Origin of the sequence: Streptomyces sp. MK37H (assembly GCF_018035285.1) — a bacterium.
Taxonomy (GTDB): Bacteria; Actinomycetota; Actinomycetes; order Streptomycetales; family Streptomycetaceae; genus Streptomyces; species Streptomyces endocoffeicus.
Genome location: NZ_JAAAYH010000010.1, coordinates 11,121 through 28,600, shown reverse-complemented (window position 1 = coordinate 28,600; position 17,480 = coordinate 11,121). Strand labels below are relative to the sequence as shown.

The 17,480-nt window shown below is 74.2% G+C and carries 1 protein-coding gene; it reads right to left on the bottom strand.

Going from position 1 to position 17,480, the window contains the following annotated elements; translation table 11 throughout:
- Positions 1-3 precede the first annotated feature (3 nt).
- Positions 4-17,463 (bottom strand): SDR family NAD(P)-dependent oxidoreductase, encoded by a 17,460-nt coding sequence (locus tag GWI24_RS03115; RefSeq protein ID WP_374103264.1) that lies wholly within the window; start codon positions 17,461-17,463, stop codon positions 4-6.
- Positions 17,464-17,480 lie beyond the last annotated feature (17 nt).

Genomic DNA, 17,480 nt, shown 5'->3' with positions numbered 1-17,480 from the left:
ACTTCAGGAGATCCCGAATTCCTTGCCGATGAAGTCGAAGAGGTCGTCGTCCGTGGCGGACTCCAGCTCCTCGGCGACTCCGGCGCCGTCTTCCGGTCCTCGGTTGTCATTCCATTGCGCGAGCAGGGCCTGCAGCCGCGCGGTGACCCTGCTCCGGCCCTCGTCGTCCGGGGCGGCTCCGGCCAGGGACTTCTCCAGCCCGTCGAGCTCCGCGAGCAGCGAGGTGACCGCCGTCGCGTCGTCCGGCAGGATCTCGCCGCGCAGATACTCGACCAGCGCGCCCGGGGTCGGGTAGTCGAAGACCAGCGTCGCCGGGAGGCGGACTCCGGTCGTCGCGTTGAGACGGTTGCGGAGCTCGACCGCGGTGAGCGAGTCGAAGCCGACCTCGCTGAACGAGCGGGCCGGGTCGACCGTCTCCGGGCCGGGGTAGCCGAGGACGGCCGCCACCTGGGTGCAGACCAGCTCCAGCAGCACCTCCTCGCGCTCGGGCTCGGAGAGCCCGGCGAGCCGCTCGCGCAGTGCCTCGGCACCGGCCGCGGCGGCCGCGGCGGACTCGGCGGCGCGGCGGACGGGGGCCCGGACCAGGCCGCGGAAGAGCGCGGGCAGCATGCCGCTCCCTGCCTGTGCCCTGAGGGCCGCCATGTCCAGTGGCAGCGGTACGAGGAGGGCCTCGTCCGAGCCCTGTGCGGCGCCCTGTGCGGCGTCGAACAGCTCCATGCCGCTCTCGGCCGTGAGCACGCCGACCCCGCCGCGCCGGATGCGGGCGATCTCGGCCTCGTCCAGCTCACCGCCCATGCCTCCGGCCACCGACCACAGGCCCCAGGCGAGGGAGGTGGCGGGCAGGCCGTTGGCCCGGCGGTGCTGGGCCAGGGCGTCCAGGAAGGCGTTGGCCGCCGCGTAGTTGCCCTGGCCGGGGCCGCCGAAGACGCCTGCGGCCGAGCTGAACAGGATGAACGCGGACAGGTCCGCGCCCTGGGTCAGCTCGTGCAGGTTCCACGCCGCGTGTGCCTTCGGGCGGGCCACGGTGGCCAGGCGCTCGGGGGTCAGCGAGCCGATCACGCCGTCGTCCAGGACGCCCGCCGTGTGGATCACGGCGGTGAGGGGGTGGGCGGTGGGGATGGACGCGAGGGCCTCGGCGAGGGCGTTTCGATCGGCGGCGTCGCAGGCCGCCCAGTGGGCTTCGGCGCCCAGCTCGGTGAGTTCGGTGGTGAGTTCGGCTGCGCCGGGGGCGTTTTCGCCGCGGCGGCTGAGCAGGAGGAGGTGGCGTACGCCGCGCTCGGTGACCAGGTGCTTGGCCAGGAGGGTGCCCAGGGTGCCGGTGGCACCCGTGATCAGGACCGTGCCGTCGGGGTTCCACTCGGGCGCTTGGTTCTCCGTCGCCGTCGCCACGGTGGCGCGCGCCAGCCTTGGCGCCCGGGGGGCGCCGTCGCGGAGGGCGATTTGGGGTTCGCCCGTTGCCAGGGCGGTGGCCATGGCGTCTTGTGGCTTGCCCTTGCCGTCGGTGTCCACGAGGACGATGCGGTCCGGGTTTTCCGCCTGGGCGGAACGGGTCAGGCCCCAGATGGCGGCTTGGGCCGGGTCGGTCGTCGGCTCGGCCGTGCCGGTGCTTACGGCTCCTGAGGTGAGGATGACCAGGCGGGAGTCCGCGAAGCGGTCTTCGGTCAGCCACTTCTGGAGGAGGGTGAGGGTGTGGGTGGTGGCCTGGTGCGCCGTTTCGGCGGGCGAGGGGTTTTCCCCAATCCCGCCCCTTCCCGAAACCATGGGCTCCGCCCCTGGACCCCGGCCCTCAAACGCCGGACGGGCTGGAGATGCCGCACCGGCCGAAGCGTGGGGCAAGCCCCAGGACCCCGGGCGCCCTTCGGGCGTGTCCTCAATCGCCGGACGGGCTGGAGATGCCGCACCTGGGCCACCGTGCGAGGCCGCGCCAGCCGTGGGCACCGCCCCTGGACCCCGGTCCTCAAACGCCGGACGGGCTGGAGATGCCGCACCGGCCGAGGCCTGGGGCAAGCCCCAGGACCCCGGGCGCCCTTCGGGCGTGTCCTCAATCGCCGGACGGGCTTGATTTGCTGCCAGGTCAGCCACGACGTATTCCGGGAGCTGCGTGCCGGAGGCGACCGCCTCTGCCAGCGCGTCCAGATCCGGGTAGGTCTGGAGGCCAAGGGTGTCGGGGCCTACTGCTGCCCAGTGGTTGGGGGTTACGTCGGTGGACTGGGCCGGGACCGGGAGCCAGTCCAGGCGGAAGAGGGAGTCGGACGGGCTGCCCGGGCGGGGCGCGCCGAGTTGATCCGGGGAGATCGTGCGGAGGGCCAGGCCCTCGACCGATGCCACCGGGGCGCCCGTCACGTCGGCGAGTTCCAGGGACACCGTGCCCGTGGCCGCTCCCGCGAGCCGCACTCGTAGTGCGGCGGCGCCGACGGCGTGCAGGGACACTCCGGTCCAGGAGAAGGGCAGGCGGCCCTGGCCGCCGCCCTCTTCGGCCGCGCTCAGGCCCAGTGCGTGGAGCGCGGCGTCGAGCAGCGCCGGGTGCAATCCGAACGCGGCCGCGTCGGACTTGCGGTCCTCCGGCAGGCGTACCTCGGCGAACACCTCGTCGTCGCGCCGCCAGGCGGCCGTCAGGCCCTGGAAGACCGGGCCGTAGGCGAAGCCCGCCTCGGCCAGGCCCTCGTACAGGCCGTCAGTGTCGATGCGCTCCGCCTCGGCGGGCGGCCATGCGGTCAGGTCGAACGAACTCTCCACCATGCCCGCCGCCAAGGCGCCCGTGGCGTGGCGCAGCCACGGCTCGTCCGCCGGGGCGCCCTCCGCGCGGGAGTGCAGGGTGAGCGCGCGGCGACCGGTGTCGTCGGGTGCGGCGAGGGAGAGCCGGAGCTGGATGGCGCCCTGGTCGGGGACGATCAGGGGGGCTTCCAGAGTGAGTTCGTCCAGGCGGTCGCAGCCCGCGTGGTCCCCGGCGCGCAGGGCCAGTTCCACGAAGGCGGTGCCGGGCAGCAGCACCGTGCCCATGACGGCGTGGTCGGCGAGCCAGGGCTGGGTCTGGAGGGAGAGCCGTCCGGTGAAGGCGATGCCGTCCGAGTCGGGCAGCTCCACGGCGGCGCCCAGCAGCGGGTGGCCCGCGGCGTGCAGGCCGATCGCGGTGGCGTCGCCGCCGACCGGTCCGGCGTCCAGCCAGAACGAGCGGCGCTGGAAGGCGTACGTCGGCAGATCGACCAGCCGCGGGCCGTACGGGGCGAACAGCGGACCGAAGTCCACCGCGGCGCCGCGGACATGGGCGGCGCCGATCGCCGTGAGCAGCGTCTCGGCCTCGGGGCGGCCCTTGCGCAGCGCGGAGACGAACGCGGCGTCGGACCCGGAGTCGGTCACACACTCCTGGGCCATGGCGGTCAGGACACCGTCGGGGCCGAGTTCGATGTACGTGGAGACGTTCTGCGCCTCCAGGGTCCGCACCCCGTCCAGGAAGCGGACGGCCTCGCGGACGTGGCGCACCCAGAAGTCAGCCGTCGTGATCTTGTCGGCGGAGACCACGGCACCGGTCAGGTTGGACACGATCGGGATGCGCGGGGCCTCGTACGACAACCCCTGTGCCACCTCGCGGAAGGCGTCCAGCATGCCGTCCATGTGGGGCGAGTGGAACGCGTGGCTGACGGTGAGCCGCTTGGTCTTGCGGCCCTCCGCCTCGAAGGCCGCCGCGATCTCCAGGGCCGCGTCCTCGTCGCCCGCGACCACCACCGAGGTCGGGCCGTTCACGGCCGCGATGCTCACGCGCTTGCCGAGCCGCGGGGTCACCTCGTCCTCGGACGCCTGGACGGCGATCATCGCGCCACCGGCCGGCAGCCGCTGCATCAACCGCCCACGGGCGGCCACCAGCTTCGCCGCGTCGGCGAGCGAAAGCACACCGGCCACATGGGCCGCCGCCAGTTCGCCGATGGAGTGGCCGGAGAGGAAGTCGGGCCGCACCCCCCATGCCTCGACCAGGCGGAACAGCGCCACCTCGACCGCGAACAGCGCGGGCTGGGTGAACCCGGTCCGGTCCAGCCGCTCCGCGTCGTCCCCGAACAGCACCGTCTTCAGCGGCAGTTCGAGGTGCGGGTCCAGCGCGTCGCACACCTCGTCCAGCGCCTCGGCGAACGCCGGGTGGGCGTCGTAGAGCTCACGGCCCATGCCGAGCCGCTGGCTGCCCTGGCCGGTGAACAGGACGGCCAGCTTGCCGCCCTCGGCCACCGCGCCCTCGACAAGACCGGTCGTGGTGCGGCCCTCGGCGAGGGCGTCGAGACCGGCCAGGAAGGCTTCCCGGCCCCGGGCGACGAGGGTCGCCCGGTGCTCGAAGGGCACCCGGGAGGTGGCCAGGGAGTGGCCGAGGTCGACGAGGGACAGCTCGGGGTGGTCGGCCACATGGGCGCGGAGCCGGGCCCCCTGGGCGCGCAGCGCCTCGGGGGTCTTGGCGGACAGCACCCACGGGAGCACGGACAGCTCGCCGCCCGGAATCCCCGGAACCTGCGCCGGTTCGGGCTCCGGAACCTGCTCGATGATGGCGTGCGCGTTGGTGCCGCTCATGCCGAAGGACGAGATACCGGCCCGGCGCGGACGCCCGGTCTCCGGCCACTCCCGCGCCTCGCTCAGCAGCGACACCGCACCCGCCGCCCAGTCCACATGCGGCGACGGCTCATCGATGTGCAGCGACTTCGGCAGCACACCGTGCCGCATCGCCTGCACCATCTTGATGATGCCCGCGACACCGGCCGCGGCCTGCGTGTGACCGAAGTTGGACTTGATCGAGCCCAGCCACAAGGGCTGCTCGGAAGACTTCTCCTTGCCGTACGTGGCCAGCAGCGCCTGGGCCTCGATCGGGTCGCCCAGCGTCGTACCCGTACCGTGTGCCTCGACCGCGTCCACCTCGGACGCCGAAAGACCCGCGTTCGCCAGCGCCTGACGGATCACCCGCTGCTGCGAGGGACCGTTCGGCGCCGTCAGACCGTTCGACGCACCATCCTGGTTGACCGCCGTGCCCCGCACGACCGCCAGCACCTTGTGGCCGTATCGCTTCGCGTCCGACAGCCGCTCCACCAGCAGCATGCCCACGCCCTCGCCCCAGGCCGTGCCGTCGGCGGCCGCGGCGAACGGCTTGCAGCGGCCGTTCCTGGCCAGGCCGCGCTGGCGGCTGAACTCGGTGAACACATCGGGGGTGGTGATGATGGTGACACCGCCCGCGAGCGCCATCGTGCACTCGCCGTTGCGCAGCGCCTGCGCCGCCAGGTGCAGCGCCACCAGCGACGACGAGCACGCCGTGTCGACCGTGACGGCCGGGCCCTCGAAGCCGAAGGTGTACGCCACCCGGCCGGAGGCGATGCTGCTGGAGCCGCCGGTGCCGAGGTAGCCCTCGACGCCCTCGGGGACGGTGTGCAGCCGGGACACGTAGTCGTTGTGCATCTGGCCGACGAACACGCCGACCTGCTTGCCGCGCAGCGCCCCCGGGTCGAGGCCCGCCCGCTCGAAGGACTCCCAGGAGGTCTCCAGCAGCAGCCGCTGCTGGGGGTCCATGGCGAGCGCCTCGCGCGGGTTGATGCCGAAGAAGGCCGGGTCGAAGTGGTGGGCGTCGTAGTAGAAGCCGCCCTCGCGGGCGTACGAGGTGCCGGGCCGGTCGGGGTCCGGGTCGTAGAACGCCTCGAGGTCCCAGCCCCGGTCCTCCGGCAGCCGGGCGATGCCGTCCCGGCCCTCGGCCAGCAGCTCCCACAGGTCCTCGGGGGTGCGCACATCCCCGGGGAAGCGGCAGCTCATCGCGATGATGGCGATCGGGTCGTCCTCGTCCGTCCCGGCCCCCGCCGGGCCCTCCGCCCGCGCGGGGACGGCGGCCGCCGCCTCGGAGCCGAGCAGCTCCTCCAGCAGATATCCGGCGAGCGCGGTCGGCGTCGGGTAGTCGAAGACCAGCGTGGCGGGCAGCCGCAGCCCGGCGGCGCCGCCGAGGCGGTTGCGGAACTCCACCGCGGTCAGCGAGTCGAAGCCGAGGTCCTTGAAGGCCCGGCTCGCCTCCACCGCGTCGGGCGAGTCATGGCCGAGCACCACGGCCACCTGGGCGCGCACCAGGTCCAGCAGGGTCTGCTCGCGCTCGGCCGCGTCCAGCCGGACCAGCCGCTCCACCAGCGAGGAGCCGTCCCCGCCCGCGCCCGACTCGGCGGTGCGGCGGGTCGTACCGCCGCGCACCAGACCGCGCAGCAGCGGCGGCACCATCTCGATGGGCGCGCCGGTGAGCGGCGCCAGGTCGAGCTGCATGGGCACCAGGAAGGCGTCGCCCACCTCCTGGGCGGCGTCGAACAGCGCCAGGCCCTCGTCGGAGGAGAGCCCCAGCACTCCGGAGCGGGTCATCCGGGACTTGTCGGTGGCCTCCAGCTCACCGGTCATCCCGCTGGCCTCGGCCCACAGGCCCCAGGCCAGCGAGGTGGCGGCGAGGCCCTGGGACTGGCGGTGGCGGGCCAGGGCGTCCAGGAAGGAGTTGGCCGCCGCGTAGTTGGCCTGCCCGGGGCCGCCGAACGTCCCGGCCGCCGAGGAGAACAGCACGAACGCGGCCAGGTCCTGGTCGCGGGTCAGCTCGTGCAGGTTGACGGCCGCGTCCACCTTGGGGCGCAGCACCTTCTCCAGCCGCTCCGGCGTCAGCGCGTCGATCACCCCGTCGTCCAGCACACCGGCGGTGTGCACGACGGCGGTCAGCGGATGCCCGGCGGGGATGTCGGCCAGGACGGCGGCGAGCGCGTCCCGGTCGGCCGCGTCGCAGGCCGCGATGGTGACCTCGGCGCCCAGCTCGCGCAGCTCGGCGGCGAGTTCGGCCGCGCCCGCGGCCTGCTCACCGCGGCGGCTGGTGAGCACCAGACGGCGTACGCCGCGCTCGGTGACCGCGTGCCGGGCGACCAGGCCGCCCAGGGTGCCGGTGCCGCCGGTGATCAGCACCGTACCGTCCGGGTTCCACGGGGCGGGCACGGTCAGCACGACCTTGCCGATGTGGCGGGCCTGGCTGAGGTAGCGGAAGGCGTCCGGGGCCTGCCGCAGGTCCCACGCGGTGATCGGCAGCGCCCGCAGCGCGCCCTGCCGGAACAGCTCCAGCAGCTCGCACAGCATCTCCTGGATGCGGTCCAGGCCCGCCTCGGTGAGGTCGAACGCCTGGTAGGAGACGCCGGGGTAGGCGGCCGCGACCTCCTCGGGCGCCCGGACGTCGGTCTTGCCCATCTCGACGAACCGGCCGCCGCGCGGCAGCAGCCGCAGCGAGGCGTCCACGAACTCCCGGGCCAGCGAGTCCAGTACGACATCGACGCCGCGACCGCCGCTGGCCTCGCGGAACTTCTCCTCGAAGGCCAGGTCGCGGGAGGAGGCGATCCGGTCGTCGGCCAGCCCCAGCGAGCGCAGCGTGCCCCACTTGCCCTGGCTGGCGGTGGCGTAGACGTCCACGCCCCAGTGCCGGGCGAGCTGGACGGCGGCCATGCCGACACCACCGGCGGCGGCGTGCACCAGCAGCGACTCCCCGCCCCGGAGGTCGGCCAGGTCGCGCAGCGCGTAGTAGGCCGTCATGAAGACGATCGGCACGGACGCGGCCTGGGCGTACGACCAGCCCTCGGGCATCGGCACGATCATGCGGCGGTCCACGGCCACCAGCGGGCCGAAGCCACCGGGCAGCATGCCCATCACCCGGTCGCCGGGCGCCAGATCGGTGACGCCGGGGCCGGTCTCGAGGACGACTCCCGCGCCCTCGCTGCCCATCAGGCCCGCGTCACCGGGGTACATGCCGAGCGCGTTGAGCACATCGCGGAAGTTCACGCCGGCGGCCCGGACCGCGACCCGCACCTGCCCGGCCTCCAGCGGCGCGGCGGCCTCCGGGCTGGGCAGCAGGGTGAGGTTCTCCAGGGTGCCCTTGTCCTGGATGTCCAGCCGCCAGGCCGGCTCACCGGGCGGCGGCACCATGGGTCCGGTGGCAGCGGTGCGCGCCAGCCGGGGGGCGTGCACGGCGCCCCGGCGCAGCACGAACTGCGGCTCGCCGGAGGCGAGCGCGGCGCCCAGCGCCTCGTAGGAGGCGTCGGTGCCGTCGAGGTCCACCAGCACCAGCCGGTCCGGGTTCTCCGACTGCGCCGAGCGCACCAGGCCCCACACCGGGGCGTGCGCCAGGTCGTGGGTCCCGGCGTCGCCCGCGGTGGCCACCGCGCCCCGGGTGACGAGCACCAGCCGGGACGCGGCGAACCGGTCGTCGGCCAGCCACGCCCGGACGAGCGCCAGCGTCCGCTGGGTGGCGGCGTGGACGGCGGCGGTCACCTCGTCCCCGGTGGCGCCGCGCGGATCGAGGTACGCCAGGACGTGACGGGGCGCGTCCCCGGCCGCGGCCAGCGCGTCCAGGTCGGTGTGGATCGCCGCGCCGGAGGTCAGCGGGGCGGGCGCGCCCTCGCCGAGCACCGTCCAGAACGCGGCCGGGCTCTCGGTGGACATCGGCACGGTGGCCCAGTCCAGCCGGTACAGCGACTCGTGGTACGCGGCGGAGCGGCCCTCGGCGAGCTGCCCGGCCGAGACCGGGCGCAGCGCCAGCTGCTCGACCGAGGCCACCGGGGCACCGGTGCCGTCGGCCAGCTCCAGCGACACGCCGTCGGCGCCGGCCGGGGTCAGCCGGACCCGGAGCGCGTCGGCGCCCACCGCGTGCAGCGACACCCCGCTCCAGGAGAACGGCAGCCGCCCCTGCTCATCGCCATCGGGACGGGCGAACGTGCTGTGCAGCGCGGCGTCCAGCAGCGCCGGGTGGAGCCCGAACCCGCCCGCGTCGGCCTTGCGGTCCTCCGGCAGCCGCACCTCGGCGAACACCTCGTCGCCGCGCAGCCAGGCCGCCGTCAGCCCCTGGAACATCGGCCCGTAGGCGAAGCCGCCCTGCGCCAGGTGCTCGTAGAGCCCCTCGACCTCGGCGGGCTCGGCGCCCTGCGGCGGCCATGCCGTCAGGTCGAACGAGGGCCGCGGGCCACCGGCCACCAGCACACCGCTCGCATGCCGGGTCCACGGCATCTCGGCGGGCGCGTCCTGCGCCCGCGAGTACAGCTCCAGCGTGCGGTGCCCGGCCTGCTGCGGGGCGCCGACGACGATCTGCAGCTGGACCGCGCCGCGCTCGGGCAGCACCAGCGGCGCCTCGATCGTCAGCTCGTCCAGCCGGTCGCAGCCCACCTGGTCACCGGCGCGGATGGCCAGCTCCACGAAGGCGGTGCCGGGCAGCAGCACGGTGCCCATGACGGCGTGGTCGGCCAGCCACGGGTGGCTTTCGAGGGAGAGCCGACCCGTGAACAGGAAGCCGTCGGAGTCCGCCAGCGGCACGGCCGCGCCCAGCAGCGGGTGGTCGGCCCGGTCCAGACCCGCCGACTCGACGTCGCCCACGAAGCCCGCGGGGGACGTCAGCCAGAAGCGGCGGTGCTGGAAGGCGTAGGTCGGCAGGTCGACACGATGGGCACCGGTCCCGGCGAAGTACGCGGCCCAGTCCGGGGTCACGCCGCGGACGTGCAGGGCGGCGAGGGCGGTGGCGATGGTCTCGGCCTCGGCGCGGTCCTTGCGCAGCGCGGCGGCGAACGCGGCGTCCTCGCCGCCTGTCACGCACTCCTGCGCCATCGCGGAGAGGACGCCGTCGGGGCCGAGTTCGAGGTAGGTGGTGACGCCCTGGGCCTCGAGCGTGCGGATGCCGTCCAGGAAGCGGACCGCCTCGCGGACGTGGCGGACCCAGAAGTCGGGGGTCGTGATCTCCTCGGCGGAGACCACGTGGCCGGTGAGGTTGGAGACGATCGGGATACGCGGGGCCTCGTACGACAGCCCCTCCGCGACCTCGCGGAACGCCTCCAGCATCCCGTCCATACGCGGGGAGTGGAACGCGTGGCTGACCGTGAGCCGCTTGGTCTTACGGCCCCGCGCCTCGAAACCGGCAGCGATCTCCAGAGCCGCGTCCTCGTCGCCCGCGATGACCACGGAGGCCGGGCCGTTGAGGGCGGCTATCGACACCCGCTCGTTGAGCAGCGGCGCCACCTCGTCCTCGGACGCCTGGACGGCGATCATCGCGCCACCGGCCGGAAGCGCCTGCATCAACCGGCCACGGGCGGCCACCAGCTTCGCGGCGTCGGCCAGCGAGAGCACACCGGCCACATGCGCGGCGGCCAGCTCACCGATGGAGTGTCCGGAGAGGAAGTCGGGCCGCAGCCCCCACGCCTCGACCAGGCGGAACAGCGCCACCTCGACCGCGAACAGCGCGGGCTGGGTGAACCCGGTCCGGTCCAGCTCCGCCGCGTCATCCCCGAACACCACGGTCTTCAGCGGCCGCATCAGATGCCCGTCCAGCTCGTCGCAGACCGCGTCGAACGCCTCCGCGAACGCCGGGTAGGCGTCGTACAGTTCACGGCCCATGCCGAGCCGCTGGCTGCCCTGGCCGGTGAACAGGAACGCCACCTTGCCATCCGCCACCGAGCCCTGGACCAGCCCCGCGGCCGACTCGCCGCGCGCCAGTGCCTCCAGGCCCGAGATCAGCGCCGCACGGTCCCCGCCGACCACGACGGCACGGTGGTCCAGCGCGGCACGGGAGGTCGCGAGCGAGTACGCCAGGTCGGTCGGGGACACCTCCGGCCGCTGCTCCAGGTCGGCGAGCAGCCGCTCGGCCTGCGCCCGCAGCGCGTCGGCGTTCTTCCCGGACACGGTCCACGGCAGCACGGACGGCTGAGCCGCCGGAAGCGCGGAGACCTCGGCCGGTTCGGTCTCCGGCGCCTGCTCGATGATGACGTGCGCGTTGGTGCCGCTGACGCCGAAGGAGGAGACACCGGCCCGGCGGGACCGCCCGGTCTCCGGCCACTCCCGCGCCTCGCTCAGCAGCGACACGGCGCCCGCCGCCCAGTCCACATGCGGCGAGGGTTCGTCGAGGTGCAGCGACCGGGGCAGTACGCCGTGGTGCATGGCCTGCACCATCTTGATGATGCCCGCGACACCGGCGGCGGCCTGGGTGTGGCCGAAGTTGGACTTGATGGAGCCCAGCCACAGCGGCTGGTCCTCGGTCTTCTCCTTGCCGTACGTGGCCAGCAGCGCCTGGGCCTCGATCGGGTCGCCCAGCGTGGTGCCCGTGCCGTGCGCCTCGACCGCGTCCACCTCGGACGCCGACAGACCCGCGTTCGCCAGCGCCTGACGGATCACCCGCTGCTGGGACGGACCGTTCGGCGCCGTCAGACCGTTCGACGCGCCGTCCTGATTGACCGCCGTGCCCCGTACGACCGCCAGCACCTTGTGGCCGTTCTTCTTCGCGTCCGACAGCCGCTCGACGAGCAGCATGCCGACGCCCTCGGCCCAGCCGGTGCCGTCCGCGTCGGCCGAGAAGGACTTGCAGCGGCCGCTGGCCGAAAGCCCGCCCTGGCGGCTGAAGTCGATGAAGGTGTCCGGGGTGGACATGACGGTGACACCGCCCGCGAGGGCCATCGTGCACTCGCCGTTGCGCAGCGCCTGCGCGGCCAGGTGCAGCGCCACCAGCGACGACGAGCACGCCGTGTCGATGGTGACCGCCGGGCCCTCCAGACCGAAGGTGTACGCCACCCGGCCCGAGGCCACACTGCCTGCCGTACCGGTGCCGAGGTAGCCCTCCAGGCCCTCCGGCAGGGCGGTCAGCCGGGAGAGGTAGTCGTGGTACATGACGCCCGCGAAGACGCCGGTCTTGCTGCCGCGTACGGTCGCCGGGTCGATCCCGGCCCGCTCGAACGCCTCCCAGGAGCTCTCCAGCAGCAGCCGCTGGTGCGGGTCCATGGCGAGGGCTTCGCGCGGGTTGATGCCGAAGAAGTCGGGGTCGAACTCGCCCGCGTCGTAGAGGAATCCGCCCTCGATGGTGGCGCTGGTGCCCGTCTGCTCGGGGTCCTCGCCCAGCAGCCCCTCAAGCTGCCAGCCGCGGTCGGTCGGGAAGCCGGAGATGGCGTCCACCGAGCCGGTGACCAGCTGCCACAGCTCCTCGGGGCTGGTGACCCCGCCGGGGTAGCGGCAGCTCATGCCGACGATGGCGATGGGCTCGTCGTCGGCGACGGCCACGGTGGCGGCCGGGGCCGCGGCGGCCTCGTCGGCCTGGTCGCCGAGGATCTCGGTGCGCAGGAAGCCGGCGAGCGCGGTCGGCGTGGGGTAGTCGAAGACGAGGGTGGCCGGGAGCCGTACGCCCGTGACGGCGCCGAGGCGGTTGCGCAGCTCGACGGCGGTGAGCGAGTCGAAGCCCAGCTCCTTGAAGGCGCGTGCCGAGCCGACGGCCTCCGGGCCCGCGTAGCCGAGGACGGCGGCCACCTGACCGCAGACGATCTCCAGCAGCAGCCGGTCGCGCTCGGGGACGGACAGTCCGAGGAGCCGGTCGGCGAGCCCGCCGGGGGCCGCGCCGCCGCCCGCCTCGACCACCCGGCGGCCGGGGGCCCGCACCAGGCCGCGCAGCAGCGCGGGGACCATGGTGGCATCGGCGTGGCGCAGCGGCGCCAGGTCCAGGTGCATGGGGACGAGCGTGGGGTCGCCCACGGCGAGGGCGGTGTCCAGGAGGGCGAGGCCCTCCTCGGAGGAGAGGGCGGCCACTCCGGCGCGGGTGATGCGCTGGATGTCGGTGTCGTCCAGGTCGCCGGTCATGCCGCTGCGCTCGGCCCACAGGCCCCAGGCGAGGGCGGTGGCGGGCAGCCCCTGGGCGTGGCGCCGGTGGGCGAGGGCGTCCAGGAAGGCGTTGGCGGCCGCGTAGTTGGCCTGGCCGGGGCCGCCGAGGGTGCCGGCGGCGGCGGAGAACAGCACGAACGCGGACAGGTCGAGGTCGCGGGTGAGCTCGTGGAGGTTCCACGCGGCGTCCACCTTGGGCGGCAGCACGCGGTCGACGCGCTCGGCGGTCAGCGAGCCGATGACACCGTCGTCGAGCACACCGGCGGTGTGCACCACGGCGGTCAGCGGGTGTTCGGCCGGGATGGCGGCGAGCGTCTCGGCGAGCGCGTCGCGGTCGGCCACGTCGCAGGCGGTGAGGGTGACCTCGGCGCCCGACGCGCGCAGCTCGGCGACGAGTTCGGCGGCGCCGTGGGCGTCTCCCCCACGCCTGCTGAGCAGCAGCAGGTGGCGTATGCCGTGCTCGGCCACCAGATGGCGGGCGACCAGCCCGCCGAGGGTGCCGGTGGCGCCGGTGACCAGGGCGGTGCCCTCGGGGTCGAGGGCGGGGGCGGTCTGCTCGGCGGCGGAGGCGACCTTGGCCAGCCGCGGTACGACCACGGTCCCGGCGCGGACGGCGAGCTGCGATTCGCCGGTGGCCAGGGCGGCGGAGAGCACCCGGTAGGACTCGTCGGTGCCGACGGTGCTGTCGAAGTCCATCAGGACGAAGCGGTCCGGGTTCTCGGACTGCGCGGAGCGCAGCAGGCCCCACAGCGGGGCGTGGGCCAGGTCCTCGGTGTCGGCGTCGGCGGAGGTGGCGACGGCGCCACGGGTGGCGATCACCAGCCGGGAGCCCTCGAAGCGGGCGTCGGCGAGCCAGCTCTGGACCAGCTCCAGCGCGCGGTGCAGGGCCTCGCGCACGGCGGTCTCGACGGGAAGCCCGGTGTCACCCGCGAAGAACGGCGCGACGACGGCCTGCGGCACCGGTGCCCCGGCGTCCACGGCCGCGCCGAGCGCGGCCAGGTCGGCGTACCCGGCGGCGGTGGGCAGGGCGATCGCGAGCTCGGGGTGTTCGGCGCCCAGCACCGCCCACTGCCCGGCCACGACGGTGGTGTTGGCGGGGACCGGGGCGGGGGTCCACTCGACGCGGAACAGCGCCTCGTGGAAGGCGCCGCGCGCGGCGTGCACCTGGTCGGGCGAGACGGGGCGCAGCAGCAGCGAGTCGACGGAGGCGACGGGCGCGCCGCTCTCGTCCGTCACCAGCACGGCCACCGCGTCCTGACCGGCGGGCGAGAGCCGGACGCGCAGCGTGGCGGCGCCCACCGCGTGCAGCCGGACACCGCTCCAGGAGAAGGGGAGGCGGCCGTGTTCGGTGTCCTCCAGGAGGGAGCCGATGCCCACGGCGTGCAGGGCCGCGTCCAGCAGCGCCGGGTGCAGCCCGAACAGCTCGGCCTCGGCGCGGGCGCTCTCGGGCAGCCGCACCTCGGCGTACACGTGGTCGCCGTGTTGCCAGGCGCCCTGGAGCCCCTGGAAGACCGGGCCGTAGGCGAATCCGGTCCCGGCGAGCCAGTCGTAGAGGCCGTCCACGGGGACTTCGGTGGCACCGGCCGGGGGCCATGCGGTCAGGTTGTCGTCGGGGGTGGTGGCCCCGGCGGCGAGCACACCGGTGGCGTGGCGGGTCCACTCGCCCTCGCCCCAGGTGCCGTCGGGGGCCTCCTCCAGCCGCGAGTGCAGGGCCAGCGAGCGGCGGCCGGTCTCGTCCGGGGCGCCCACGGACACCTGGAGCTGGACGCCGCCCTGCGGGGGCAGGACCAGCGGGGCCTCGAGGGTGAGCTCCTCCAGGACGTCCGCGCCCACGTGGTCACCGGCGCGGATGGCCAGCTCGACGAAGGCGGTGCCGGGCAGCAGCACGGTGGCCATGACGGCGTGGTCGGCCAGCCAGGGGTGGGTCTGGAGGGACAGCCGTCCGGTGAACAGGAATCCGGCGCCGTCGGCGAGCGACACGGCGGCGCCGAGCAGCGGATGGTCGGCGGAGCCGAGACCGGCGGCGGTGACGTCACCGGTCCACGGGCCGGGCGGCTCGGGCCAGTACAGCTCGCGCTGGAAGGCGTAGGTGGGCAGTTCTACGCGGCGGGCGCCGGAGCCCTCGAAGACCGCGGCCCAGTCGACGGCCACGCCGTGGACATGGGCGCGGGCGAGGGCGCCGGCCAGGGCGGTGGCCTCGGGGCGGTCGCCGCGCAGTACGGGCACGAACACGGCGCCGTCGCCGGTGACGCAGTCCTGCGCCATGGCGGAGAGCACCCCGTCGGGGCCCAGCTCCACATACGTGGCGACGTCGTACTCCTCGAGCCGGCGGATACCGTCGGTGAAGCGGACCGCCTCGCGGACGTGCCGGACCCAGTAGTCGGGCGAGCAGATCTCGTCGGCGGAGACCGAACCGCCGGTGAGGTTGGAGATGATGGGGATGACCGGCGGGGCGTAGGTCACCTGCCGCGCCACCTCGCGGAAGGCGTCCAGCATGCCGTCCATGCGCGGCGAGTGGAACGCGTGGCTCACGGTGAGCCGCTTGGTCTTGCGGCCCTGGGCCTCGAAACCAGCCGCGATCTCCAGCGCCGCGTCCTCGTCACCCGCGATGACCACCGACGTCGGCCCGTTGATGGCGGCGATCGACACCCGCTCGGTGAGCAGCGGTGTCACCTCGTCCTCGGACGCCTGGATCGCGATCATCGCGCCACCGGCGGGCAGTTCCTCCATCAGCCGGCCGCGCGCGGCCACCAACCGGCACGCGTCGGCCAGCGACAGCACACCCGCCACATGCGCGGCGGCCAGTTCGCCGATGGAGTGGCCGACGAGGAAGTCGGGCTTGACGCCCCACGTCTCCAGCAGCCGGAACAGCGCCACTTCGAGGGCGAACAGCGCGGGCTGGGTGTATCCGGTACGGTCCAGCGGTCCGCTGTCGTCGCCGAACATCACCTCGCGCAGCGGCCGCTGGAGGTGCTGGTCGAGCTCGGCGCACACCTCGTCGAGGGCGCGGGCGAAGGCCGGGACGGCCGCGTACAGCTCACGGCCCATTCCGGCGCGCTGGCTGCCCTGGCCGGTGAAGAGGAACGCGACCTTGCCCTCGGCGACCTCGCCCCGGACGACGCCGCCCGCGGGGGCGTCCTCGGCGAGTTCGGCCAGTCCGCGCAGCAGTTCCTCGCGGCCGCCCTCGCCCGCGAGGACCACGGCCCGGTGGTCCAGCGCGGCGCGGGTGGTGGCCAGCGAGTGGGCGAGGTCGACCAGGCCGAGGCCCGGGTCGTCCTGCACCCGGGCGGTGAGCCGCTCGGCCTGGGCGCGCAGCGCCGGTGCGCTCTGCGCGGACACCAGCAGCGGCACCTGCCCGCCGATGCCCGTCCACTCCGACGGCGTGGCGTCGCCATCGGGGCCTTGCGGCTCGCGGTCCTCGGCGGGGGCCTGCTCGATGACGGTGTGGGCGTTCGTACCGCTCACACCGAAGGAGGAGATGCCCGCGCGGCGCGGCTGGCCGGTCTCCGGCCACGGGGTGTTCTCGGTGAGCAGGGAGACGGCGCCCGCGTCCCAGTCCACGTCCCGGGAGGGGGCGTCGACGTGCAGGGTCCTGGGCAGCACCCCGTGCTCGATGGCCTTGACCATCTTGATGATTCCGGCGACACCGGCGGCGGCCTGGGTGTGCCCGAAGTTGGACTTGATCGAGCCGAGCCACAGCGGGCGGCCCTCGGCCCGGTTCTGCCCGTACGTGGCGAGCAGGGCCTGGACCTCGATGGGGTCGCCGAGGCTGGTGCCGGTGCCGTGTGCCTCGACGGCGTCCACCTGGGCCGGGGTGAGCCGGGCGTCGGTGAGCGCCTGGCGGATGACGCGCTGCTGGGACGGGCCGTTGGGCGCGGTCAGGCCGTTGGACGCGCCGTCCTGGTTGATGGCGGAGCCACGGACGATGGCCAGCACCTTGTGGCCGTGTCGGCGCGCGTCCGACAGCCGCTCGACGAGCAGCATGCCCGCGCCCTCGCCCCAGCCGGTGCCGTCCGCGCCGTCCGCGAACGCCTTGCAGCGGCCGTCGGGCGCGAGGCCTCGCTGGCGGCTGAAGTTGATGAACGCGCGGGGGCTGTTCATCACCGTGACACCGCCGGTGAGCGCCAGTGAGCACTCGCCGTTGCGCAGCGCCTGGATGGCCAGGTGCAGCGCCACCAGCGACGCCGAGCACGCGGTGTCGACGGTGAGCGCCGGGCCCTCCAGGCCGAAGGTGTAGGAGATCCGGCCGGAGATGACGCTGGCGGCGTTGCCGGTGAGCAGGTACTGCTCGACGCCCTGCGGCAGCGTGTGCATCAGCTCCGGGTAGTCCTGGCCGTTGGTGCCGACGAAGACACCGGCCTTGCTGCCGCGGAGCGTGGCCGGGTCGATCCCGGCCCGCTCGAACGCCTCCCAGGACGTCTCCAGCAGCAGCCGCTGCTGCGGGTCCATGCCGAGGGTCTCGCGCGGGCTGATCCCGAAGAACCCGGCGTCGAACTCGCCCGCGCCGTCGAGGAACCCGCCCTTGTCGGTGTAGCTGGTGCCCTGCTCGTCGGGATCGTCGGCGAAGAGCGAGTCGACGTCCCAGCCACGGTCCGTGGGGAAGTCCGCGATGGCGTCGCCGCCCGCGGCGACGAGCTCCCACAGCTCCTCCGGAGACGTGACGCCTCCGGGGAACCGGCAGCTCATTCCGACGATCGCGATCGGCTCAGGCTCCTGCGACTCGACCTCGCGAAGACGCTGCCGCGTCTGGTGCAGATCGGCAGTTACCCGCTTGAGGTAGTCGAGGATCTTGTCCTGATCCGCCATTGGAGTCTCACCCATGCTTCTCGTCACAAACCTTGCGCCCTCGG